This window comes from Spirillospora sp. NPDC047418 (assembly GCF_040643275.1).
Taxonomy (GTDB): domain Bacteria; phylum Actinomycetota; class Actinomycetes; order Streptosporangiales; family Streptosporangiaceae; genus Spirillospora.
The window spans coordinates 1-23,984 of record NZ_JBEYTW010000092.1; the positions used below are offsets into that span (position 1 = coordinate 1).

The 23,984-nt window shown below is 72.9% G+C and carries 18 protein-coding genes; 10 read left to right on the top strand and 8 right to left on the bottom strand.

From position 1 onward, the window contains the following. Positions 1–129: 129 nt before the first annotated feature. Positions 130–1,356, bottom strand: a complete 1,227-nt coding sequence (locus tag ABZ806_RS36345) for an MFS transporter (protein WP_500222549.1) — start codon at positions 1,354–1,356, stop codon at positions 130–132. A gap of 88 nt (positions 1,357–1,444) precedes the next feature. On the opposite strand from ABZ806_RS36345, the gene ABZ806_RS36350 reads away from it, so the two are divergent. The 3 genes from ABZ806_RS36350 to bla all read left to right on the top strand — a co-directional run bounded on the left by ABZ806_RS36350 (position 1,445) and on the right by bla (position 4,597). After that, positions 1,445–2,449 (top strand): LacI family DNA-binding transcriptional regulator, encoded by a 1,005-nt coding sequence (locus ABZ806_RS36350; protein WP_500222552.1) that lies wholly within the window; start codon positions 1,445–1,447, stop codon positions 2,447–2,449. Positions 2,450–2,573: 124 nt separating this feature from the next. Continuing rightward, positions 2,574–3,491 (top strand): magnesium transporter CorA family protein, encoded by a 918-nt coding sequence (locus ABZ806_RS36355; protein WP_500222555.1) that lies wholly within the window; start codon positions 2,574–2,576, stop codon positions 3,489–3,491. 107 nt (positions 3,492–3,598) lie between these two features. Next, complete coding sequence (gene bla, locus ABZ806_RS36360) at positions 3,599–4,597, top strand: class A beta-lactamase (RefSeq protein ID WP_500222558.1); 999 nt, start codon at positions 3,599–3,601, stop codon at positions 4,595–4,597. 79 nt (positions 4,598–4,676) lie between these two features. Here bla and ABZ806_RS36365 read toward each other — a convergent pair whose 3' ends face one another. Continuing rightward, positions 4,677–6,326, bottom strand: a complete 1,650-nt coding sequence (locus tag ABZ806_RS36365) for a penicillin-binding transpeptidase domain-containing protein (RefSeq protein WP_500222560.1) — start codon at positions 6,324–6,326, stop codon at positions 4,677–4,679. 113 nt (positions 6,327–6,439) lie between these two features. Here ABZ806_RS36365 and ABZ806_RS36370 point away from each other — a divergent pair, with 113 nt between their 5' ends. The 3 genes from ABZ806_RS36370 to ABZ806_RS36380 all read left to right on the top strand — a co-directional run bounded on the left by ABZ806_RS36370 (position 6,440) and on the right by ABZ806_RS36380 (position 11,381). Further along, on the top strand, positions 6,440–7,402 hold the full coding sequence (locus ABZ806_RS36370) for a LysR family transcriptional regulator (RefSeq protein ID WP_500222564.1): 963 nt from the start codon (positions 6,440–6,442) through the stop codon (positions 7,400–7,402). Positions 7,403–7,452: 50 nt separating this feature from the next. Next, positions 7,453–8,409 carry a serine hydrolase gene (locus tag ABZ806_RS36375; RefSeq protein WP_500222567.1) on the top strand — a complete coding sequence of 319 codons (957 nt, stop codon included), beginning with the start codon at positions 7,453–7,455 and terminating at the stop codon, positions 8,407–8,409. A 125-nt stretch (positions 8,410–8,534) separates the two neighbouring features. After that, a complete protein-coding gene (locus ABZ806_RS36380) occupies positions 8,535–11,381 on the top strand; it encodes an AAA family ATPase (protein WP_500222571.1) in 2,847 nt (948 codons plus the stop codon). A gap of 99 nt (positions 11,382–11,480) precedes the next feature. On the opposite strand, the gene ABZ806_RS36385 is transcribed toward ABZ806_RS36380, so the two are convergent. After that, a complete protein-coding gene (locus tag ABZ806_RS36385) occupies positions 11,481–12,770 on the bottom strand; it encodes an amidase (protein ID WP_500222574.1) in 1,290 nt (429 codons plus the stop codon). Between the two features lie 577 nt (positions 12,771–13,347). Between ABZ806_RS36385 and ABZ806_RS36390 the strand changes: the two genes are divergently transcribed. Together ABZ806_RS36390 and ABZ806_RS36395 are read left to right on the top strand one after the other, a co-directional pair. Next, complete coding sequence (locus ABZ806_RS36390; RefSeq protein WP_500222577.1) at positions 13,348–15,705, top strand: phosphoketolase family protein; 2,358 nt, start codon at positions 13,348–13,350, stop codon at positions 15,703–15,705. A gap of 328 nt (positions 15,706–16,033) precedes the next feature. Then, positions 16,034–17,059: an acetate/propionate family kinase gene (locus tag ABZ806_RS36395; RefSeq protein WP_500222580.1), complete on the top strand. Its 1,026-nt coding sequence runs from the start codon at positions 16,034–16,036 to the stop codon at positions 17,057–17,059. Between the two features lie 34 nt (positions 17,060–17,093). On the opposite strand, the gene ABZ806_RS36400 is transcribed toward ABZ806_RS36395, so the two are convergent. Beyond that, positions 17,094–17,441 (bottom strand): hypothetical protein, encoded by a 348-nt coding sequence (locus ABZ806_RS36400; protein WP_500222583.1) that lies wholly within the window; start codon positions 17,439–17,441, stop codon positions 17,094–17,096. Between the two features lie 53 nt (positions 17,442–17,494). On the opposite strand from ABZ806_RS36400, the gene ABZ806_RS36405 reads away from it, so the two are divergent. Beyond that, on the top strand, positions 17,495–18,748 hold the full coding sequence (locus ABZ806_RS36405) for an HNH endonuclease signature motif containing protein (RefSeq protein WP_500222585.1): 1,254 nt from the start codon (positions 17,495–17,497) through the stop codon (positions 18,746–18,748). Positions 18,749–19,117: 369 nt separating this feature from the next. On the opposite strand, the gene ABZ806_RS36410 is transcribed toward ABZ806_RS36405, so the two are convergent. The 3 genes from ABZ806_RS36410 to ABZ806_RS36420 form a co-directional block, all read right to left on the bottom strand. Then, positions 19,118–19,420 (bottom strand): transposase, encoded by a 303-nt coding sequence (locus ABZ806_RS36410; RefSeq protein WP_500222588.1) that lies wholly within the window; start codon positions 19,418–19,420, stop codon positions 19,118–19,120. 748 nt (positions 19,421–20,168) lie between these two features. After that, positions 20,169–20,819, bottom strand: coding sequence for a response regulator transcription factor (locus ABZ806_RS36415; protein ID WP_500222590.1), 651 nt, complete (start codon positions 20,817–20,819; stop codon positions 20,169–20,171). Further along, positions 20,816–21,967 (bottom strand): sensor histidine kinase, encoded by a 1,152-nt coding sequence (locus ABZ806_RS36420; RefSeq protein WP_500222593.1) that lies wholly within the window; start codon positions 21,965–21,967, stop codon positions 20,816–20,818. Before ABZ806_RS36420 ends, ABZ806_RS36415 begins: the two co-directional genes overlap by 4 nt. Before the next feature lie 132 nt (positions 21,968–22,099). Here ABZ806_RS36420 and ABZ806_RS36425 point away from each other — a divergent pair, with 132 nt between their 5' ends. Continuing rightward, positions 22,100–23,401, top strand: a complete 1,302-nt coding sequence (locus ABZ806_RS36425) for an ABC1 kinase family protein (RefSeq protein WP_500222595.1) — start codon at positions 22,100–22,102, stop codon at positions 23,399–23,401. Between the two features lie 27 nt (positions 23,402–23,428). On the opposite strand, the gene ABZ806_RS36430 is transcribed toward ABZ806_RS36425, so the two are convergent. Beyond that, positions 23,429–23,911: an Lrp/AsnC family transcriptional regulator gene (locus ABZ806_RS36430; RefSeq protein WP_500222599.1), complete on the bottom strand. Its 483-nt coding sequence runs from the start codon at positions 23,909–23,911 to the stop codon at positions 23,429–23,431. Positions 23,912–23,984 lie beyond the last annotated feature (73 nt).

Here is a 23,984-nt window from a genome sequence, read left to right on the forward strand (position 1 = left end):
GCAGCCGTCGGCCTGCTCGAAGCCGGCGTACCCCATCTCGCCGAGCGGCAGCTCCGGCGTCCCCTCGAAGCAGAAGAACGCCTTCGCGTCGGAGTGTATGAGCGGCTCATAACAACAACACGCCGCAGATCAACGGAGGGTGGGGGCGGGTTGGGGGTGGGGGATCGGGCGGAGGGTCCGGCCGCCCAGCAGGCAGAGGGTCAGGGCCAGGACGCCGCCTACGCCGGCGCCGGCGAACGCGCCCGGGACACCCGCCGCGTCCTGCCCGATCCCGGCGACGAACGAGCCGAGCGCGCCGCCCGCGCCGACCGCGGCGACGACCCACGCGAACGCCTCGGTGACCGTCCCCGCCGGGGCGAGCCGGTCGACGAGCGCGAAGCTGCACGCCAGGACGGGGGCGAGGGACACCCCGGACACGAAGGCCAGCACCGACATGACGGGCAGGCCGGGCGCGAGGACGAGCGGGACGTAGCCGGCGGCGAGCGCGGCCAGCAGCCAGCGCAGCCGGCGGTGCGGCTCGCCCGCCCACGGCCGGGCGCCGTAGAAGATCCCGCCGACGAGGGCGCCGGCCGCCATGCACGCCAGCAGCAGCCCGGACGCGAGGTCGCTGCCCTGCTCCTCGGCGTAGGCGACGACGGCGACGGCGTAGACGCCGAGCGCGATCCCCGCGCAGGCCAGCGACAGCAGCAGCACCCGCAGGCCCGGGGAGCGCAGCGGCCCGGCCCAGTCGGCGGCGCGCGGCTCGCTGCGCCACCGGCGGGACGGCCCGGAGGCCGCGACGACGAGCGTCCCGGCGATGCCGAGCGCGCCGGTGAGCAGCAGCGCGGCCTCGGTGCTCACGGCCGCCGCGGCGACGACGAGCAGCGGCCCGGCGGTGAAGAGGATCTCCTGGGCGGCGGCGTCGAGCGCGTAGGCGGCGTCGACCTGCTCCTGGCCGTCCAGGACGTCCGGCCAGAGCGCGCGCAGCCCCGCCTCCAGCGGCGGGGTCGCGAACCCGGCGAGGACCACGGCGGCGACGGCCACCGGCAGCGGGCGGGCGCCGGCGGCGGCGAGCAGTGCGAAGCCCGCGGCGGCGGCGCAGGCGGCGGGCAGCAGGACCGGCGGTTGGCCGTAGCGGTCCATGACGCGGCCGAGGACGGGCTGCCCGGCGGCGGTGGCGAGGCCGAGGAGCGCCGCGAGCGCCCCGGCGAGCGGGTAGCCGCCGTCGTCGGCGCGGACGTGCAGGACGACGGCGAGCATGCCCATCCCGTTGGGCAGCCGGCCGAGCAGCGTGCCGCCGAGCAGCCGCGCCGCGTGCGGCCTCCGCAGGAAGACGACATAGCCGCGCATCCGATGGCCCCCGAAGATTCCCGTCATACGTAGTACTCGACTGGTCATACGTACCACTTCCGGGGCCTTCCGCTCTAGTCTGTTTTCGTCGCGATGTCCGCCCAGGGAGGTGCCGATGCCGGCGATCGGCCGTCCCACCAGCAAGGACGTGGCCCATGAGGCGGGGGTCTCGCAGTCCACGGTGTCCCTCGTCCTCGGCGGGAAGTGGAGCGGGCGCGTCTCCCCCGTGACGGCGCGGAGCGTGCGGGACGCGGCCGAGCGGCTCGGCTACCGGCCCAACCGGGCCGCCCGCAACCTGCGGCTCGGCACCACCCGGACCGTCCTGCTGATGGTCCCGACCCTGACCGCGCCGTTCTTCGGCCCCGTCTACACGGGCGCGGCGCGGGTCGCGTCCCGGCACGGCTTCGGCGTCGTCGTCTCCACCTGGCCGGACGACGCGGAGGGGCCCGCCGGCGGCCCGTTCGGGTCGGCCGAGGCCATCGACGGGATCCTCGCGTCCTCGCTGGCCCCGGACGCGCTCGCCCGGTTCCGCGGCACGCCCGCCGTGATGCTCGACAGCGGCCCGGACGGCGACGTCCCGACCGTCGACTTCGGCGTCGCGGACGGCATGCGGGCGATCGCCCGGCACCTCGCCGGCCTCGGCCACCGCCGGTTCGGGCATGTGGCCGCCGCCGTCGACCAGTGGACGTTCCGCGCCCGCGCCGCGGCCCTCGCCGCCGCCGTCGCGGATCTGCCCGGCGGCGTCCTGGCCCGCGACTCCTGCGCGATCGACGTCGCGTCCGCGAAGGACGCCGCGGTGCGGCTGCTGTCGGCGCCCCGCCCGCCGACGGTCCTGGTGTGCGACGACGACCTGATCGCGGCGGGCGCCTACAAGGCGGCGCGGGCGCTCGGCCTGGACGTCCCGGCCGAGCTGTCGGTCACCGGGTTCGACGACGTGCTGCTCGCCACCGCGCTGGAGCCGGAGCTGACGACGGTCCGGCTGCCCGCCGAGGAACTCGGCGCGCAGGGCATGACCGCGCTGCTGGACCGGCTCGCCGGCGGCCGGCCCGCGCCGCGCGTGCTGCCCGGGGAGCTCATCGTGCGCGACTCCACCGCCCCGCCCCCGCGAAGGCGGGTATAAGGGTCGCATGGGATCCCATCCGTCCGAGTGCGATATCACGGGGCATCCGGAGAACCGACTCGGCACGGCGCCGCCCCGGACGCGGGCCTGGCGCAACGGGAGGGTCGTCGCGGAGGGGTTCCCCGTGCCCGAGATCAGCGACCACCTGGAGCGCGCGGACACCGTCGTCTGGCTCGACCTGACCGCGCCGCGCCACGAGGACCTGCACGTCGTCAGCGACGAGCTCGGCCTCGACCCCGTCGCCGTGGAGGACGCGGTGTCCCGCCACGAGCGGGCGAAGCTCGACCGCTACCACGGGTACGCGTTCCTCAACGTCTACGTCCCGCACGTGGACGGCGGGGAACTGTCGCTGCACGAACTTTCGGCGTTCATCGCCGAGCGCGCCCTCGTCACCGTCCGGCAGGACGGCGGCATCGACATCGACTCCTTGATCGGACGCTGGGATCAGAGCCCGGACGCCGGCCTCGCCGAGCCGACCGCCGCGTTCCTGCTCTACGGGATGCTGGACTTCGTCATCGACCTGCAGCTCGCGGCCGTGCAGGCCCTGGACGACGAGGCCGACGCGGTCGAGGACCTGGTGTTCGGCGACGAGTTCCCGGTGAAGGAGATCCAGCGGCGCAGCTACCGGCTGCGCAAGAACCTCGCCAAGATGCGGCGGGTCGCGCTGCCGATGCGGGAGGTGCTCAACACGCTGCTGCGCCGCGACCTCGGGCTCGTCCCGGCGCCGCTGGTCCCCTACTTCCAGGACGTCTACGACCACACGCTGCGCGTCGGCGAGTGGACGGACGCGCTGCGCGACCTCGTCGCCGACCTGCTCGACACGCGGCTGGCGCTGCAGAGCAACCGGATGAACGAGGTGATGAAGAAGGTCACGAGCTGGGCGGCGATCATCGCGGTGCCGACCGCCGTCACCGGGTTCTACGGGATGAACGTGCCCTATCCCGGCTTCTCCCGGCACGACGGCTTCATCGCCGCCGCGGTCATCATCGTCCTCTGCAGCAGCGCACTCTATGTGATCTTCAAGGTCCGCGACTGGCTGTGACCCGCGGGTAAGGGCAGGTCACGGCGCACTCATATGGGGGCGCATATCGTTCGGGAACCCATATCAATATTGGACTTCGCCGCCGCGGCTCTGGTCTGCTCACCGGCATGACGAAACACGCTCCCGCCGTCCGGACGCTCGCCGCCGCCCTGGCCGTCTCCGCCTTCTCCGCCGTCGCCGCCTGCGGTGCGGGAACCGGCCCGGACGCCAGGACCGCGGCGCCGCAGAGCAACACGTCCCCGCTCACGGCGTCCCAGGGCACCGCGTCCCAGGGCACGGCTCCGCAGAACGCGGCGGCGCAGGCCGACGTGACGAAGCAGCTGACGCGCCTCGAAAAGACCCGCCAGGCGCGCATCGGCGCCTTCGCGATCGACACCGGCACCGGCCGCACCGTCTCCCACCGGGCGGACGAGACGTTCCCGTTCGCGTCCACGTTCAAGGCGATGGCGTGCGGCGCGGTCCTGCGGAAGGCGCGGCAGAGCGCCCCCGGGCTCCTCGACAAGGTCGTCCACTACACCGAGGCCGACCTCGTCGACTACTCCCCCGTGACCGAGAAGCACGTCGCGACCGGCATGACGGTCGCGGACCTGTGCCATGCCGCGATCACCGAGAGCGACAACACCGCCGGCAACCTCGTGCTGAGGCAGATCGGCGGCCCCGTCGGCCTCACCGCCTTCCTCCGCTCCCTCGGCGACCGGGTCAGCCGCAGCGACCGCTGGGAGACCGCCCTCAACGACTGGAGGCCGGGCGAGCGGCGCGACACGACCGCGCCGCGCCCGTGGGCGAACGACCTGCGCGCCCTCACCGCCGGGAACGCGCTCGTCCCGGCCGACCGGGAGCGCCTCGTCGGCTGGATGAAGGCCACCGTGACCGGTGACAAGCGCATCCGCGCCGGGCTGCCGAAGAGCTGGACGGTCGGCGACAAGACGGGCACCGGCGGCACCTACGGGACCGCCAACGACATCGCGATCGCCTACCCGAAGGCCGGCGCGCCGCTCATCATCGTGATCACGACCAACAAGCGGACCCCGGACGCGGAGGCCGACGACACGGCCATCGCCCGCACCGCCGGCGTCCTCGCCCGCGCCCTGCGCCCCGCCGGCTGACACCCTGCTCCCCGCCGCGACGCCGTGGCCGCCCTCCTCGGACGGCGGCCACGGCGGCACAGCCGTTCCGGCATCCTGCTCACAGCCCCTTGAGGAACTTCGCGGCGATGGGCGCGGCGGCCTCGGCGCCGGTGCCGCCGCCCTCGACGATCACGGCGAAGGCGACGTCCTTGCGGTAGCCGATGAACCAGGCGTGGGTGGGCGGGTTCTCGCCCGAGCCGAACTCGGCGGTGCCCGTCTTGCCGGCGGTGCCGGCCGGGAAGCCGACGCCGGACGCGGTGCCCTCGCTGACCACGGCGGGCATCAGCGCGTGCAGGGCCTTCTCGACGGCGGGCTCCAGCTTCTTCGGCGCCTCCGGCTTGCGGCCCTTGGCGTCGGCGGCCTGCGCGGCGACGGCGGCGTCGACCAGGCGGGGCGACCGCCAGGTCCCGTCGGCCGCCGCGGCGGCGACGCCCGCCATGTTGAGCGGGCTGGTCAGCACCTTGCCCTGGCCGAAGGACGCGGACGCGAACGCGGTGTCGTCCTTGTTGGCGGGGAACGCGGCCCGGACGGCGGGGAGCCCGGCGATGATCGGGACGTTGAACCCGAACTGCGCCGCGACCTGCGCGAGCCGCTCCTCGCCCAGCTTGTCCACGGCGAGGCGCGCGAACGTGGTGTTGCAGGAGTGCGCGAACGCCTCGCGGAACGGGATCGTCCCGAAGTCCTCGTGCTGGTAGTTGTGGAACGACCGGCCGTTGACCGTGGTGGTGGCGGGGCAGCCGACCTTCGTGGCCGGCGACATGCCGTCCGCGACGAGGGCGGCGGCGGTGACGACCTTGAACGTGGAGCCGGGCGGGTACTGGCCCATCAGCGCCCGGTTGTAGCCGCCGGGCTTGTTCGCGACCGCGAGGATCTCGCCGGTGGACGGGCGCAGCGCCACCATCGACGCGGGCTTGTCCACACTCGCGAGGGCGTTGCCCGCGGCGGCCTGCACCTTCGGGTCGAGCGTCGTCTTCAGCGGCTCCCCGTCCGTGCCGCCGAACCGCTTGAGCGTCTTGACCGGGTTGTTCTCGGCGTCCACGATCTGGACGGTGAGGGCGGGCGTGCCGGCGAGGCGGCGCTCGTACTGCCGCTGCAGGCCGTCCGCGCCGACCAGGTCGCCCTTGCGGTACGGGGCGCCGAGCCTCTTGGCCGCCTCGTCGGACGCGGCGCCGACCGGCCCGGCGAGCTGCCGCGCGGAACCCGACTCCGAGCCGCTCAGGTCGCTGCCGTCCGCCGCCAGCACGGACGCCCGGTCGGGCCAGGCGCGGGCGGCGCGGAGCCGCTGCCCCTCCTCCAGCGCCGGGTACATCACCTGCGGCGACCAGCGGACGAGCCACGTGCCGTCCCGCTTGACGAGCGGGAGCTGCCCCTCGTACGTCCACTTCCGGTCACCGGCGAGCGTCAGCTCGGCGCTGTAGGACCCGCCGGCCTTGTCGCCGTCCGGATCCCCCACCGAGGCGACCGTGTAGCGCTGGGCGGTGACGCCCAGCTCCTCGCGCATCTTGCTGAACCGCTGGTCGAAGTCGGCGGGCGGACGGTCGGTGAGCAGCTTCATCGCGGCGAGGTCGCCGCCGCTCCAGGCCGCCAGGTACTGCCGCGCGGCGTCCTTCGGATCCTCTCCGTCGCGCAGGAACCACACCGTTCCCGCCCCCACGATCAGTACCGCCACCGCGACCGCGGCGACGGTCAGCACACGGGATCGGCGCATCGTCGAACTCCCTTCCCCCTGAGATGGAGGCACAAGGACATCAGGCGCCGCCCGGAAAGTCCAAGATTGATATTAATGTCACAGGTATATCCGAATCGGTATCATCGCTGGTCGTGAACCTCGTGGGGCATCTGCGGTGCTTCGTCGTGGTGGCCGAGGAACTGCACTTCGGCCACGCGGCGGAGCGGCTCGGCATGGCCCAGCCGCCGCTGAGCCAGCGGATCCAGCGGCTGGAGCGGGAGCTCGGCGTGCGGCTGTTCGACCGGTCCAGCCGGAAGGTGGAGCTGACCGCGCCGGGACGGCTGCTGCTGGACGAGGCCCGTGACATCCTCGCCCGCGTGGAACGCGTCTACTCCCTCGCCGAGCGGGCCCGGCTCGGCGCGGACGGCACGGTGCGCGCGGGCCTGCCGAGCGACCTCGGCGGCCGGGTCGTCGCCGCGCTGATCGCCGCGTTCCGCGAGCGCCGCCCCGACCTGCGGCTGGACCTGCGCGAGACGGGCACGGCCGAGCAGCTCCGGGCGCTCGCCGAGGGCACCCTGGACGCCGGGGTGGTGCGGCACCCGTGCGACGCGCGCGGCCTGGAGCTCGGCCCGATGCTCGGCCGGCGGCTCGGCGTGCTGCTGCCCGCCGGCGCGGACCTCGCCGCGTCCCCCGAGGTGCACCTCGCCGACCTCACCGGCCGCGACCTGGTCACGCCCCCGCGCGAGGAGGCGCCCGGGGCCCACGACGACCTGCTCGCCTCCTGCCGCCGCCACGGGTACGCGCCCGCCGCCGTCCACGAGGTGCGGCACCCGGAGTTCGCGCTCGGGCTCGTCCTCGCGGGGACGGCGGTGGCGCTGGTCCCGCGCACCGCGGACGCGCCCGGCACGACGTGGCGGCCACTGGTGGGCGAGCCGCTGGCCGGGCGGGCGTCGTGCGCGTGGCGGCGGACCCGCGACCCCGGCCACGCCCGCGCGATCGCCGACTTCACCGCCGTCGCGACCGCGGTGCTGCGCCGCGAGGCCGGCATGGAGCCGCTGGACCCCGCCCCCGCGCGCCGCGTCGTCCCGCGCCCGTCCTCGGGATTCCTGGCATGAGCGAAGCGAACCGGGGGGTGTGGGGGGTCGGCCCCCCACCGGAGACTGGCATGAGCGACGCGAACCGGGACGCCGGGTTCTCGCGTGGCACGGGCCTGAGCGACACGGGCACGGGCGACGCGGGGCGGGGGGTCACGGGGCGGATCGAGGCGGAGTTCCGGGCGGCCGGGGTGACGGGGTTCCTGCACGTCGCCGACATGGACACCGGGCGGGAGGTCGCCGTCCGCGCGGGCGAGCCGGTGGTGCTCGCGTCGGTGTTCAAGGTGCCGCTGCTGGTCGCGTTCCACCGGCGGGCCGCCGCCGGGCTGCTCGACCCGGCCGAGCAGGTCACGCTGGCGCCGGGCGACCGCACCGCCGGGCCGACCGGGGTGTCCGCGCTGCTGGACGAGGTGCGCATGTCGCTGCGCGACCTCACCTGCCTGATGATCACGGTGAGCGACAACGCCGCCGCCGACGCCGTCCTCGACCGGGTCGGCCGGGACGCCGTGAACGCGGCGGCCGCCGACCTCGGGCTGCGCGGGACGGCCGTCGAGGTCAGCGGCCGCGAACTGCACGAATCCCTGCTCGCGGACGCGGGCGCGGCCACCTTCGCGGACGTGTGGGCGCGGCTGGACGAGCCCGGCGTCCTCGGCCGGCTGCGCGCCCTCGACCCGGCCCGCACCAGCCGCAGCACGCCGCGCGACATGACCCGCCTGCTGGCGATGATCTGGCGGGACGAGGCCGCGCCGCCGGAGCACTGCGCGGCGATGCGGCGGCTGCTCGGCCTGCAGGTGTGGCCGCACCGGCTGTCGTCCGGCTTCCCCTACGACGACGTCGTGGTCAGCGGCAAGACCGGCACGCTGCCGACCGTCCGGAACGAGGTCGGCGCGGTCGAGTACCCCGACGGCGCCCGCTACGCCGTGGCGGTGTTCACCCGGTCGACGCTGCCGGTCGCCGTCCTGCCGCGGGCCGACGCCGTCATCGGCACGGCGGCCCGGCTGGCCGTGGAGTCCCTCCGGCACGCGTGAGCACCGCGGAGAGGAACGCGAAGAAGTGTCGCATCCGGTGCCGCGGATCGCGAGGGCGAGACGGCAGCAGTCCCCCGGAAAACATAGGCTGTACCCCTGCTTTAACCGTTCTTGAGGGGTGTTCTTTGCGGCTGCCGGACCATCTGGGGCTACTGCTCACCGACGAGCCGGTGCTCGACGTCTACTCGCACGGCCCGTGGCGTGTCCCGGACGGGCTGTTCGAGGAGATCGCGGCGCGGATCGACGGGCTGGCGGCCGATCCGCGGGCCGCGGAGCTGACCACCGACGAGCACAAGCTGCTGACGCTGCCGGCGTCGCTCGTCACCGCGGAGATCTTCGGCATGCTGGCGTTCCTGCCCGGCGGCGGGGCGATCAAGGCGGGCTCGTGGTCGCAGCTGCCGGAGCGGCTGCTGCACCGGCACCTGGTCAATCCGGGGCCGCTCAGCACCCGGATGACCCGCTGGGACGCCCCGGGCGGCCGGTGGCGGCCGCCGGTGGACTGGCTGATCGAGGCACCCGACCGGGGCCTCGCGATCGAGCTGGCCCGCGACTGCCTGGCGGCACTGGAGGGCATCGAGCCGCTGGAGGAGCGCCGCAAGGCGCTGCTGCGGCTCTACGACGATCCGCCGGAGTGCGAGATCGGCCTGCCGAAGGCGGAGCTGCGCGAGCACTGGCACGCGCACGCCGGCGACGACATCGTCGCGGCGGTGCCGGAGCTGCTCGGCCCGGTCGGCTACCTGGAGTGGGTGTGCGCCGGGCTGCTCGCGGCCTACGAGCACCTGACGGACGTGGCGCCGCGCGAGGAGACCGTCGAGGCCCACCTGATCCAGCTGCTGCTGCAGGGCAGCATGGAGCACGTCCCGGCGGAGCTGGCGGTCGCGCTCGGCGAGGACCGCTACGGCGAGCTGCAGCAGCGGTTCGCGGCCGAGCGCCGCGGGTTCAAGGCCGGCGCCTGGCAGGAGCGGACGCGGGCGTGGCTGGTCCGGGCGCTGGTCGCGGGGGCGGCGGACGCGTGCCGGGGCTGGCTCGACATGGCGATGCGGTTCATCGCGACCGTGCAGGGGCTGCCGGGCGACCCGTGGTTCCCGAAGGCGGAGTGGATCCCGGTCGGCCAGTTCCAGACCGACCTGCGGCGCCTGTACGCGCCGCGCCGCCGCGTCGTGAACCCGCTGACCGAGACGCTGCACCGGGCGCCCGCGGCGGACGGCGCGGACGGATCCGCCGGGGCGGGCGGAACGGCCGGGCGGGCCGTCCGGCCGGAGCTCGCGAGCGCGCTGGTCGGGCAGCCGGAGGTCGCCGCGGTGCTGGCGGAGCTGACCGGCGGCGGGGAGCCGGTCCGGCTGCTGCTGGCCGGGCCGGACGGCACCGGCAAGCGCGACGCGGCGCAGGAGCTCGGGAAGGCGCTCGCGTTCGGCCGCGACCCGCACTGGGTCACCGACAACCTCTACACCGGGCAGCGGCTGCCGGACGCCGTCGCCCGGCTGCACGCCGACGCCCGCGACTGCGCCGGCGACCGGCTGCTCGTCATCGAGGGCCTGGACGGGATCGTCACCGACCCCGGCAACGGGGAGGCGCTCGCCGCCGAACTGCACCGGCTCCTCGCCGTCCACCCCGACCTGAACCTGGTGGCGCTGTGCGACACGGGCGGGGAGGAGCGGATCCGGGAGATCAACCCCGTCCTGCCGCAGCTGTTCCGGATCGCGCGGACCCGGCCGTTCACCGCGGACGGGCACGCCGAGCTGTTCCGCCGGGCGCTGGCCGCCCACGGCGCGCGCGGCACCCGCCAGGCGGTCGCGGCGGCGGGCGCGCTGCTGGCGGTGACTCCGCCGACGCAGACGCTCCGCAACGCGCGGCTCGCCCCGTACCTGGCGGACCAGGTCACCGCCGCGGCACGGGCGCGGCTCACGGCCTCGGGCGGCGCTCCGGAGGACGGGCCGCCGGAGATCGACCTCCTCGTCCGCAAGCAGGACATCCCCGACACCCTGGACGTCTCCCGGGCGACCGGGAACCCGCTGGCGGAACTGCGCGAGCTGACCGGCCTGGAGACCGTCAAGCACGAGATCGCGCTGCTCGTCGCCGGGACGCACGCGGCGCGGCTGCGCAGCGAGAACGGGCTGAAGATCACCCCGCCGACCCGGCACATGGTGTTCACCGGCAACCCCGGCACCGGCAAGACGATGGTCGCGCGGCTGCTCGGCCGGATCTACAAGCGGCTCGGCGTGCTGTCGTCCGGGCACCTGGTCGAGGCGTCCCGCGCCCACCTCGTCGGCGAGTACATCGGGCAGACCGCGCCCCGCACCCGCCGGCTGGTGGAGCGGGCGATCGGCGGCGTCCTGTTCATCGACGAGGCGTACACGCTGACGCAGTCGCCGCTGAAGGGCGACTACGGGCACGAGGCGATCGCCGAACTGGTCAAGCTGATGGAGGACCACCGCGACGACCTCGTGGTGGTCGTCGCCGGCTACGAGCAGGAGATGGCCGAGTTCCTCGCCGCCAACCCCGGCCTGGACTCCCGGTTCCCCAAGCAGATCCACTTCCCCGACTACACCGACGACGAGCTGATCACCGTGTTCGGCCAGCTCGCCGCCGCGGACGGGTTCGAACTCGCGCCCGGCACCGACGACGTGCTCGCGACGATGCTGCGCCGCGCGCCCCGCGGACCGTCCTTCGGCAACGGCCGACTGATGCGCAACATGCTGGACGTCGCCGTCGCCAACCAGGCGGACCGGGTCGCGTCCGCCGCCGTCATCGCGCAGCGGGAGCAGGCCAAGGCCGACGGTCAGCCGAAGACCGCACCGGGCAAGGCCGGCGCGCCGGGCAAGGCCGCATCGGGCAAGCCAGGGCAGGCCAAGACGGGGCCGCGCGCGGAATCGGCGGTGGCGCCCACGCGGGAGGAACTGGTGACGATCACCTCCGACGACTTGCCACCACTACTGGAACACCCTGAGGAGTTCTTCGGCCTCTACCTCTAAGGCCACAAACCGTCTCACGACACGCCGTCCCTCACCACACGGCGTCCTCCACGGCAGCCCGTCCTTCACGGCGCGGCGTGCTTCACGGCGCGGCCTTCCTTATGAGAGGCGTTCGGCGGCGTCGAAGAGGAAGGTCTCCGCGCCGCGTCGGGTGACGAGTTGCGCGGCGACGGGCAGGCCGCCGACCGTTCCGGCGGGGACGCTCAGCGCGGGGAGCCCGAGCACGTTCCAGGGCGAGGTCAGGCTGACCAGCAGCGCGGTCAGCGGCCCGAACTCGTTCTCCGTGGCGCCGATCTCCGGTGCGGTGATCGGCATCGTGGGCATCGCCAGGTAGTCGTAGCGGTCCAGCAGCCGGGCGATCTCGCGGGCGTACCGCTCCCGTTCGCGCAGCGCCCGGACGAGCCGCCACCCCGGCATGCGGCCCGACTCCTCCAGTCGTCCGAGCGTGGCCGGCAGGTACCGGTCGGGCGCGTCGGCGATCCGTTCGGCGTGGACGTCGTACGCCTCGCTGAACTCGATGGCGAGGAACACCTCGCGCAGACCGGCGAAGTCGAGCGGCTCGGCCGGCGCGTCCGGGAACAGGGCCCGGACCGTCCGCACCACCTCCGGGTCGGCGGCGGGCGGCTCGATCCAGGCGGCCCGGCCGCGCAGCCTGCTCTCGGACGGCGTGCCCTCGGACGGCCCGGCCTCGGCCAGGGTGGTCAGCGTGCGGTAGGCGGTCAGGCAGTCGGCGGCGGTGCCGGCGAGGACGCCCACATGGTCCAGCGAGCGCGACAGCGGGAAAACGCCGTCGGCGGGGACGGCGCCGTGCGCCGGCTTGAACCCGGCCACCCCGCAGAACGCGGACGGGATGCGCACCGACCCGCCGGTGTCGGTGCCGAGGGCCAGCGGCACCATGCCGGCGGCGACCGCGACCGCGCTGCCGCTGCTGGAACCGCCCGACATGCGCGACCGGCCGTGCGGGTTGCGGACCGGCCCGCTCGCCGACACGTCGCCGGTGGCACCGAACGCGAACTCCTGCGTCCCGGTCTTGCCGACGATCACCGCGCCGGCGTGCCGCAGGCTCCGCACGCACGCCGCGTCCTCCTCGGCCCTGTGCCCGTCGAAGTGCGCCGACCCCATGCCGGTTCGGAAGCCGGCGACATCGATGATGTCCTTCACCGCGACGGGGATGCCGTGCAGCGGGCCCAGGTCGACGCCGCGCGCCCGCTCCTTGTCCGCCCACCGGGCGTTCTCCCGGGCGAGCTCCGGGTCGAGGTCCACGAAGGCGTTCAGTTCCGGGTCGACCGACTCCAGTACGCGTGCGACCAGATCCTGCGCCGTCTCCTCGCCGGAGCGCAGGGCCCGTCCGAGGTCCGCCAGCGTCCGTCCGGTGAAGAACCCGCCCATACCGCCTCCTACCTGATCAGCCGTCCAGCTCTACCTAGCACACCGGCCCCCGCGCGGGACAAGCCGGGCGCCCAGTTCGTGGCTTTCCGTCGTCAATCCATCGCTCTGCGTGAGCCATTCGTCGCAGCCGTCCTACCGTCGGACGAGTACACGCCCATCACGGTGAACCTACGCGCGAGTAGGCGGCAGGCTTCAACACGCCCAGAGGAGACGCCCTCGCCGGTTCGCTGGGGGGCGAGGCGGAGCCCGCGCCCGGGAACCGCCTCTGTAACCGGTGGCGTCCACCCTGTTGTCTCGGCGCCTCCGGTGCCGGGCGCCGAACGCGCCCCGGCCCGGAGGCTCCGAGGCCAGGGCACTCCGAGGTCGAGGCCCGGCCGGAGGCTCTGAAGCCGGAGGCCGGAAGGTTCTGAGGCCCGGAGGCGGGCTGGGGCGGGCTGGGGGCGGGGCATTCGGAGTCCGGGGACTTTGGGCCCTGGGGGCGTTCCGGGCCGTGTGATGGGCTCCGCGTAACGGTTGACCGCGCCGATGGTGGGGACGTGATCTCCCTGAGGCGGGACCGACAGCGGAGGGACGCGCCATGGCCGAGCCCATGATGTCCGACGACGAGGTGCGGGCGATCGATGCCTACTGGAGGGCGGCCAACTACCTGTCCGTGGGGCAGATCTACCTGCTCGCGAACCCGCTGCTGCGCGAGCCGCTCGGACGCCGGGACATCAAGCCGCGGCTGCTCGGGCACTGGGGCACCTCGCCCGGCCTGAACTTCTGCTACGCGCACCTGAACCGGGCGATCAAGGCGCGCGACCTCGACATGATCTACATCATGGGGCCGGGGCACGGGGGTCCGGCGGCGGTCGCGAACGCGTGGCTGGAGGGCACCTACAGCGAGGTGTATCCGCACGTCTCACAGGACGCCGAGGGCATGCGGCGGCTGTTCCGCCAGTTCTCCTTCCCCGGCGGCATCCCGTCCCATGTGGCGCCGGAGACGCCGGGTTCCATCCACGAGGGCGGCGAACTGGGGTATTCACTGGCGCACGCGTTCGGAGCGGCGTTCGACAACCCGGACCTCGTCGTCGCGTGCATCATCGGCGACGGCGAGGCGGAGACCGGGCCGCTCGCGGCGAGCTGGCATTCGAACAAGTTCCTCGACCCGGTGAAGGACGGCGCCGTCCTGCCGATCCTGCACCTCAACGGCTACAAGATCGCGAACCCGGCGGTCCTGGCGCGGATCCCGGAGGAGGAACTTGTCCAGCTGCTGGACGGGTACGGGTACCGGCCGTTCATGGTGAGCGGGGACGAGCCCGCGTCCATGCATCGGAAGATGGCCGTCGCGCTTGGACAGGCCCTGGACGAGATCGCCGGGATCCAGCGGGACGCGAGAGCGGGGCGGACATCCGAACGGCGGCGCTGGCCGATGATCGTCCTGCGGTCGCCGAAGGGCTGGACGGGCCCGAAGGAGGTGGACGGGCTGCCGGTCGAGAACACGTGGCGCTCCCATCAGGTCCCGCTGGCGGGCGTGTGCGACAACCCCGGGCATCTCGCGCAGCTGGAGGAATGGCTGCTCTCCTACCGTCCGGAGGAGTTGTTCGACGCCGACGGCCGGCCTGTCGAGGCGCTGCGGGCGCTCGCACCGGACGGCGAGCGGCGCATGAGCGCCAACCCGCACGCGAACGGCGGACTGCTGCTGAAGCCGCTCGCGCTCCCCGATTTCCGGAACTATGCCGTGCCCGTCGACAAACCCGGCACGACGCTCACCGAACCCACCCGGACCCTGGGTTCGTTCCTGCGCGATGTCGTGAAGGCCAACCCGTCCAACTTCCGCATCATGGGCGCGGACGAGACGGCGTCCAACCGGCTCGGGGACGTGTTCCAGGCGACCGAGCGCGTCTTCGAAGGCGAGATCCTCCCGACGGACGAGCACCAGGCGCCGTCCGGGCAGGTGATGGAGGTGCTGAGCGAGCACCTGTGCCAAGGCTGGCTGGAGGGCTACCTCCTCACCGGACGGCACGGGCTGTTCAACAGCTACGAGGCGTTCGTGCACATCGTCGACGCCATGTTCAACCAGCACGCGAAATGGCTGAAGGTGACCCGGCACCTGCCGTGGCGGCGGCCCATCGCGTCGCTGAACTACCTGCTGTCGTCGCACGTGTGGCGCCAGGACCACAACGGCTTCACCCACCAGGACCCCGGCTTCCTCGACGTCGTCCTGAACAAGAAGCCGGAGATCGTCCGGGTGTACCTGCCGCCGGACGCGAACACGCTGCTGTCCGTCGGCGACCATTGCCTGCGGTCCCGCGACTACGTCAACGTGATCGTCGCCGGGAAGCAGCCCGCCTTGAACTGGCTGCCGATGGACGCGGCGATCGCGCACTGCACGCGCGGCATCGGCATCTGGGAGTGGGCGTCGACCGACGGCGGCGAGGACCCCGACGTCGTGCTGGCCTGCGCGGGCGACATCCCCACGCTGGAGACGCTCGCCGCGGTGGACCTGCTGCGGCGGCTGTTCCCCGAACTGCGCGTCCGGGTCGTGAACGTGGTCGACCTGATGCGGCTCCAGCCGTCCAGCGAGCATCCGCACGGCCTCGCGGACCGCGACTACGACGCCCTGTTCACCACCGACAAGCCCGTCATCTTCGCCTTCCACGGCTACCCGTACCTCATCCACCGGCTCACGTACCGGCGCGCCGGACACGCTCAGCTGCACGTCCGCGGCTACAAGGAGGAGGGGACGACCACCACGCCGTTCGACATGGTCATGCTGAACGACCTGGACCGCTACCACCTGGTGATGGACGTCATCGACCGCGTCCCGTCCCTCGGCGGACGCGTCGCCCACATCCGGCAGCGAATGTCCGACCAGCGCCTGGCCATGCGCGCCCACACCCGCGAACACGGCGAAGACGCACCCGAAATCCGCGACTGGACATGGCCGTACTGATGAACGACCCAGCGAGCAGCAACCAGCCCGCAAGGAACTCGCCGACAAAAGGCTCAGCAACGAGGGAACCGCTGCCGAGCGGCGCGCCGACGAGCGAGGCGCCGCCGATCAGGCCGCTGACGAGCGAGGTCGCTGACGAGCAAAGGAATGATGCTGAGCGGACGGCTCCTGACGGGATCGTCGCCGAGCAAGCCGCTCGCGAGGAGCTCCCTGGCGAGCACGACGCCAGCCAGCGGGCTACCGACGGAACCGCTGGTGGGCGGGACGCTCGCGAGGGGGTGTTCTGGTGCGAGTTCTCACGGTCAACCCCGGATCTAGCAGTTTGAAGGTGAGCCTGCTCGACACCGACGACCGCGTTCTGGCGGAGGAGTCGGGGGCGGGACACGAGATGGCCGACGTGACGGCCAACATGCCGCGTCCCGACGCGATCGGCGTCCGCTTCGTCCACGGCGGTACCGACTACACCTCCCCCGTGCGCATCGACGCCGCGGTCACCGAACGCCTCCACGAACTCGCCGACCTGGCACCCTTGCACCAGCCCGCCTCACTGCACGCGCTCTCGGAGATCACGTCCGCGCTGCCCGGCGTCCCGGCCGTCGCCTGCTTCGACACCGCGTTCCATGCGACACTGCCGGCGGCCGCCGCGACCTACGCGCTCCCCGCCGAATGGCGCGAACGGTTCGGCCTGCGCCGCTACGGCTTCCACGGCCTCTCCTTCTCCTACGCCGCCCGCCGCATGGCCGAGATGCTCGGCACCGTCCCGACCCGGACGGTCATCTGCCACCTCGGCTCGGGTGCGTCCCTCTGCGCCGTCGCCGAGGGACGCTCGATCGACACGACGATGGGCTTCACCCCCCTCGAAGGGCTGGTCATGGCGTCCCGGGCGGGCAGCATCGACCCCGGCATCCCGCTGTGGCTGATCAAGCACGGCCTCGACCCCGCCGACGTCAACCGGACCCTCGAACGCGACTCCGGGCTGCGCGGCCTCACCGGCACCGGCGACATGCGCCGCATCCGCGACCTGGCCGCCGACCGCGACGTGATCGCCCTCGCCGCCCTCGACGTCTACCACCACCGCCTCCGCGCCTGCGCCGCCGCGATGACCGCGTCCCTCGGCGGCCTGGACGCCCTGGTGTTCACGGGCGGTGTCGGCGAACACGACCCGTCCGTCCGCATGCGCCTGGCGGAGGACCTCTCCTACTTGGGCGTCTCCATCGACCCCGACCGAAACGCGACCGCCCATGGGGACGTCGAGATCACAGCGTCCAGCGCCCCTGTACGAACATTGGTGATCGAGGCCCGCGAAGACCTGGAAATAGCCACAGGAGTTCGCGAGACTCTAACACTTGACTAATCCACTGAAAAGGCCCCGCGCCAGTACGCTCCACTCAGAAACCACACCGCTCCCGAAATCTCTGCCGGATGTGCCCGCGGCGGGCACCTCGGTGGAGGACTGGCAGGCGCTGTTCGATCTGGTCCGGACGGCTGACCTGCAGGTCTGGCCGGTCCCAAGGGTGCTGGTGATCTTCCGTCCGAGGTCCGCCGAGGAGATCGACTTCGATGTCGACCTTCGCGAACTGCAGGGCCAATAAGGAGTGGACGTCCTGTGCCGGCTCTTGACCGACATAGGCCGTCGGCTGCGCAAGCCGGTGGTCATGACGGCCGAAGGCGAGCGAGGTGTACCATGGGCCCGATTCGGGGAATATGCACCGTTCGGGGTTGATGTTTTCGAGCATGATTCTTTTTATTAGTAGTGCATATTGTCGTCGGGTTCGCGTACCATGTATTCATGGGTTCAATCGCGGTCGATCTCGGAGGGGCGTCCACCATAGAATTGGCGAACGCCGCCTCGGTGATCGCCGCCGAACTCGCTTCTCGCGCAGCGCCGGAGTCGCCGGCGGCGTGCATGGAACTCACCGAGTCACTTGCCGCCGCCAGTGATATGCACGAAGCGGCCCTATCCGATTTCATCGGCGTCGTGGATCGGAGCCGCGAAGTGCAGTTGTGGGGGTTCCCCTCCACTCAGTCCTGGCTGCGCAACCGCCTGGGGATGCGCGACTCCCGCGCGAAAGAGCGCCTCACCCTGGCGCGCCAACGCGACCGCCTCCCCGAGGTGACCAGGCGCTGGGCGACCGGTGATCTCTCGCTCGGGTACGCCGCCACCATCGCGGGCGCGGTCACCCGTCTGGACGGTGAAGACTGCCGGGCCGCCGAGGAAATCCTGCTGGGCATGGTCGACCGGGAGTTCTCCGCCGGAAAGGTCGCCTCGTTCGGCCGCCGGATCAGCGAGCTGATCGCCGAACGCGACGGGACCGACCACGCACCCGACGAGGCTCGCCACGGCTACGGACGCTCCTGGATCGACTCCACCCGTTCCCTGGACGGCGGCCGCTATATCAAGGGCTGGCTGAACGCCGAAGACGCCGCCCTGTGGGAGGGCACCCTCGGTCCCCTGGCCAAGCCCGCCGGGACGGACGACCGCCGCGACCTCTCCGAGCGGACGGCGGCGGCCCTGACCGGCGTTCTGTCGAACGGCCACCGCGCCACAAAGGTGACGGTCATCTGCGACCTGGACACCCTCACCGGCGGCACCGCTCCCGCCCGACTGCCCGACGGGACGCCGATCCCCGCCGAGCAGGCCCGCCGCATCGCCCTCAACGCCGGAGTCTCGCCCCTCCTGCTGGGACGCGGGAACCTGCCCCTCTACCTGGGGCGCACTGAACGGTTCGCGACCTCGGCCCAGCGCCGCGTCCTGGAAACCCTCTACTCCACGTGCGCCGTCCATGGCTGCCACGTCCCCGGCGGCCTGTGCGAGATCGACCATGTGGACGGGTGGGCGCTCGGCTCCCCCACCGACATCGACAGGCTCGCCCTCACCTGCGGCTGGCACAACCGGTACAAGCACAGCAGTCCAGGCCGCCTCCACATCGCCAAGGACGCGGACGGGAGCTACACCTACCGCCTCCCTCCACCCGGAATCCGACCCGTCGGCCGGACGGCCCCAGCGGCCGAACGACCACCCCCCTGTTCCGAAGCCGCATAGCGCCCCCACCCAGCCGCCCGCCGCCGGGCACCCACCCCTGTCCACGACCGCCGCCCGCCACTGCCACGTCCAATACCGACGTCGTCCAGGACCGTACGAACAAGGCACCCGCGCCTCCGACAACCGACCGACCACCACCGCCGACCGCCGCCGCCGACCACCGCTTCCCCGTTCAATATCGGCGTCATCCGAGACCGCACGAACGAGGCATCCGCGCCTCCGACGACCAGCCGACCACCACCGCCGACCGCCGCATCCCCGTGCCGGCATCGTCCAGGACCGCACGGACAAGGCATCCGCCCTTCCGACGACCCGCCGACCACCACCGCCGACCACCGCATCCTCGTCCAATACCGGCATTGTCCAGGACTACACGAACGAGGCACCCGCGCCTCCAACGCCCGGCCGACCACCGCCGGCGGCCGCCGCATCCGCGTTCAATGTCGGCGTCGTCCGGGGCTGTGCGGGCGAGGTATCCGTGTCTCTGATCATGTTTTGGACAACGTCGCTGAGTCGTCGTTCCAGGCTGTGCAGGACGGAGTTGAGACCCGGTTGCTGACCCGCGGCCCGGTGCCGTTCGACGGCTCCGGACGAGGCGTGCAGCGGTTTCACGCCGCAAAAGGTGGCGAACGTGGCGGCTGGTCGGAACTGGGCGACGCCCGCTGTGCGCACCGGGAATCTTGACCGCCGGTAAGCCGCCGGTGCCGTGGGGGTCGGTCAGGGAGGGTGCGGGACTTGGCGACCGCCGCGGTGATCTCGGCGGCTGGGGCTCCGCCAGCGCGCGCAGCGCACAGCTCGGGGCTGCCGGAGGGTGCCCCCCGCGCAGTTGCGCACCAGGTCCTCGCGGTGCTCGGTCAGGGTGTGCAGTGCGGCGACGGCCTCGTCCAGGCGGGCCACGTGTGGGTCCGAAGGTGGTCTGAGCAGCGATGCCGTCATCGGCCAGCCGTGCCGTGAGCGGTGCACCGAGGCCGCGGGCGCCTTCGACGAGCCACGGCGGTCCAGGGCGCCGGGCGGACCCACCCCGCGGACCCCTGGTGTTGGCGTGGGTGACCGGCGAAGGGAGGGCAAACCGACTTGGAGCGTCCAGACCCCTTGGAGCCACTATCGCCAGCGGGTGCGGCCGACAACGCACGTCGTTGGCTGCGCCCGGCGGGGGTTCTCTCGTGTCTGGCTCAGCGTGTGGCGTGGTACCTCGCCGAGTTGCGTCCCGGGTCCGGCGGCATCCGAGGCACCGGGCGGGCTGGCTGAGGTTCCCCCCGTAGCACGGACAGCTCGGGTGAGATGGGTCAGGTGGTTGTGATCGAGGAGCGGTGTCGTTCCTCGTAGTCCACCGGGCTCAGCAGCCTCTGGCCGGGAGAGGCCGGTGGCGAGGAGTCATTGCCGTGCCTGCGGTCGGCCGGGTCGGCGGGGTGTGTGTCGGTTATGGGTGCTCGTCGGTGGTCAGGCCGTGGTGGAGGGCGTAGATGACGGCGGCGGCTCGGTCGCGGAGGGCGAGTTTGGTGAAGATGCTGCCGATGTGGGTCTTGACCGTGCCTTCGGCGATGTTGAGCCGGGATGCGATCTCCAGGTTGGTGGCGCCGGTGCCGATGAGCGTCAGTACCTGGCGTTCGCGGAGTGAGAGGTCGCCGGACGGTGCCGTGCGCGGGACGGCCGTCGTCCGGTAGGCGTGCAGGACGTGCGGGGTGATGGCCGGGTCGAGCCAGCCCTTTCCGGCGGCGACGGCGCGGGTCGCCTGGATGATCTCCTCGCCGGGGGCGTCCTTCAGGACGAAGCCGGCCGCGCCGGCCGCCAGCGCGGCGGCGACGACCTCCGGGTCGTCGAACATCGTCAGGACGAGCACCGGTGGGGCTCCGGGGCGCGACCGCAGGAGGCGGGTCGCTTCGGCGCCGTCTCGGCGCTTCATGCGGATGTCCATCAGGACGACGTCGGGCGTGCAGCGCGACACCGCGCGTTCCACCTCGTCGCCGTCGGCGCATTCGCCGACGATCTCCAGGTCCGGGTCGCCGTCGAAGATGCGGGCCAGGCCCGCGCGGACGAGTTGCTGGTCGTCCACGAGCAGCAGTCTGATCATGAGGCCGTCCCGGTGAGGGGCATGGTCGCGTGGACCGTCCAGCCGGTGCCGTCGGGGCCCGCGCGCAGGGTGCCGCCGAGGGCGGTGACGCGTTCGCGCATTCCGACCAGTCCGAAGCCGCCGGTGGAGCGGGGGCGTGCCGGGCCCCGGTCGGTCACGGTCACCGTTGCGGCGCCGTCGCAGATCGCCACGGTGACCGTCGCGGCGGCGCCGGGGGCGTGCCGGGCGGTGTTGGACAGGGACTCCTGGACGACCCGGAAGACGGCGAGCCCGACCGCGGGATCCACCGCGCCGAGGTCGCCGCTGGTGGTGAGTTCCACCGGGAGGCCGCCGGCGCGCAGGTCCGCGACCAGGGCGGCGGTGTCCTCGGCGGTCGGCGGGGCGGGGGCGATCGTGCGCCCGGCGTCCGGGTCGCGGAGCAGGACGAGGCCCCGGTGGACGTCCCGGACGCTCTGCCGGCCGACCCGTTCGGCCTCCGCCAGCGCCCCGGCCGCCGTCTCGGCGTCGCCTCTGGTCGTGGCGAGCCGGGCCGCGGTGATGTTCAGCATGACCACGCCCAGACCGTGCCCGACCAGGTCGTGGACGTCGCGGGCGATCTTCCTGCGCTCCTCGGCCACGGCCTCGCGGGCGAGTTCCAGCCGCGCCTCGTACAGCATCCCGTGGATCCGGAACGCCGAGCCGAGCACCATGAACCCGACGCCCCACATGATCCAGGTCGGCCAGAGCGGCAGCCCACCGGACAGTGCGTGCCGGGCGGGCGCCAGCGCCAGGGCCGCCGGGACCGACCAGGTCAGGTCGCGGCCACGGGCCAGCACGATGAGGTGGATCCAGACGGGCGCGCTCGCCACCGCCAGCGCCCCGTCGGCGTAGGTTCCCTCGGCGAAGGGGAACGGACGGAACCCGCTGCCGTCGTCGGCGGAGGGCGCCGCGACGATGACGAGAAGGAGCAGGGGTGCGAGGACGGGCACTGCCGTCGGCGGTGGGGTCCACGGTCTTATCGCCTGCCAGGCCCATAGTGCGGCATATCCAGCGATCAGGGCGGTTCGTTCCGGCCGGGCCGGGGACAGCAGGATCGCCAGGAGTGCCCAGGACGTCCCCACCAGGGCCAGCAGGCGCAGCAGCGGCCAGGGCGGGGGCGTCCATCGCATGCGCAAATCCTAGGGAGCGCCCGTCCGGGACGTCATCGGTCTGTGGTCGCAGGTCCGCTGCCACTACGGGCACAGCGTGCCGGGGACCGCGGGGCGATGTGCTCGGGCGGGCCCGCCGGTGACGCTGTCGGCATGCGAATCCAGGCACTGTCGCGGCTGGCGCGGATGTCGGCGATCCCGCTCGGGGCCGGGCGGCGGATGGCCGTGGCCGGCGGGCTCAGGGCGCTCGGCCGGCTCACCGACGAAACCTCCCTCCAGCTGCACGAGCGCACCGCCGACCAGCTCTTCGACGTCCTCGGCGGGCTCAAGGGCGGGGTGATGAAGTTCGGCCAGGTCCTGTCGGTGTACGAGGCGGTGCTGCCGCCGCCGGTCTCCGCAGTCTACCGGGAGCGGCTGTCCAGGCTTCAGGAGGCCGCCCGGCCGGAGGACGCCGGACGCGTGCGGCGGGTTCTGCAGGACGATCTCGGCGCGGGCTGGCCGGACTTCTTCGCCTCCTTCGATCCGGAGCCGGTCGCGGTCGCCTCGCTCGGCCAGGTTTACCGTGCGGTGTGGCCGGACGGCCGTCCCGTCGCGGTCAAGGTGCAGTATCCCGACGCCCGGGAGCAGCTCCTCGGCGACCGGGATCTGACGATCGTCGCCATGCGCCTGCTCACGTCCGTGATCGCGCCCGAGCTGGACGGCCGGGCGCTCGCCACCGAGTTGATGGACGGCCTCGCCGAGGAACTCGACTACGCGCGGGAGGCCGAGGCGCAGACCGCGTTCAAGTCCGGCTTCCGGGACGATCCCGACTTCGTCGTCCCCGGGGTGCTGCTCCAGGAGGGCCGGGTCCTCGTCTCCGAATGGGCGGACGGGACCCCGCTGGCGCGGATCATCGCGTCCGGGAGCAGGGAGCGGCGCGACCGGGCCGGGCTGCTGCTGACCAGGCTGCTGTTCTCCGGCGTCCCCCGGACCGGGATGCTGCACGGCGATCCGCATCCCGGCAACTTCCGGCTGCTCGACGACGGCCGCCTCGGCGTGCTCGACTTCGGCGCGATGTACCGCCACGAGCCGGGCGCCCTGAGCCCGCTCCACACCTGGATGCTGATCCACCTCGCCGAGGACCCGGACGAACTCGTCGCCGTCTTGCGCGACGTCGGCTTCCTGCGGCCCAACGTCAAGGCGGACGGCGAGCGGCTCACGGCCCTCTTCGAACGCTCCGGGGCGGCCGTGCGAACCGAGACGTTCCTTTTCGACGGCGCCTTTCTCCGCGACACGCTCGAAGGGCTGACCGCCTCGATGCCGGTCGGCCTCAGCCTGGCCTTCCCGCCCGAGTACGTCCACGCCCAGCGCGCTTTCGGCGTCGGCATCGGTGTTCTCTGCCAGCTCAACGCCGAGGTCCCGTTCCAAGGCGAGGCCCTGCGCTGGATCGGCGATACCGCCCCGCATCGCGCGTGACGGCCGCTCTGCCCGGGAGTCCGCTGGTCATGCTCGGCGGGCGCGGCGCTCCTCGTCCTCCAGGAGGGGGCCGACGCGGAACGGGACCTGGTGGGTCAGGACGATCGACGTCGTGCTGCGGCGGACACCGGGGCAGGCGAGGATCGAGTCGATGACCTCGTGCAACTGCTTGCCGTTCGGGGCCACCGCGCGGACCAGGAGGTCGCCCTGACCGGTGATGCCGAGGACCTCCAGGACGCGCGGGATCGCGGAGAGGGCCACGGCCGCTTCGCGCAGGCGGCCCTGCGCGACTTCGAGGGTGACGAACGCGGTCAGCTCGAAGCCGATCGCGCCGAGGTCGACCTCCCGGCCGCGGTGCCCGATGACGCCCTCCCGTTCGAGCCGCTCCACCCGCGCGTGCGCGGTGTTGCGGGCGATGCCGAGCTTGGCGGCCAGTTCCGTGATGCCGATGCGGGGCTGCTCCACTAGGCGGCGGAGGATCTGCAGGTCGAGGAGAGTGGCGCTCGTCACAATGCTCAGCTCCGTTGAGTGATTTCGGCGTGATTTGAGCAATCTGCTCAAGTATCGTCCCACCATCTTGCAC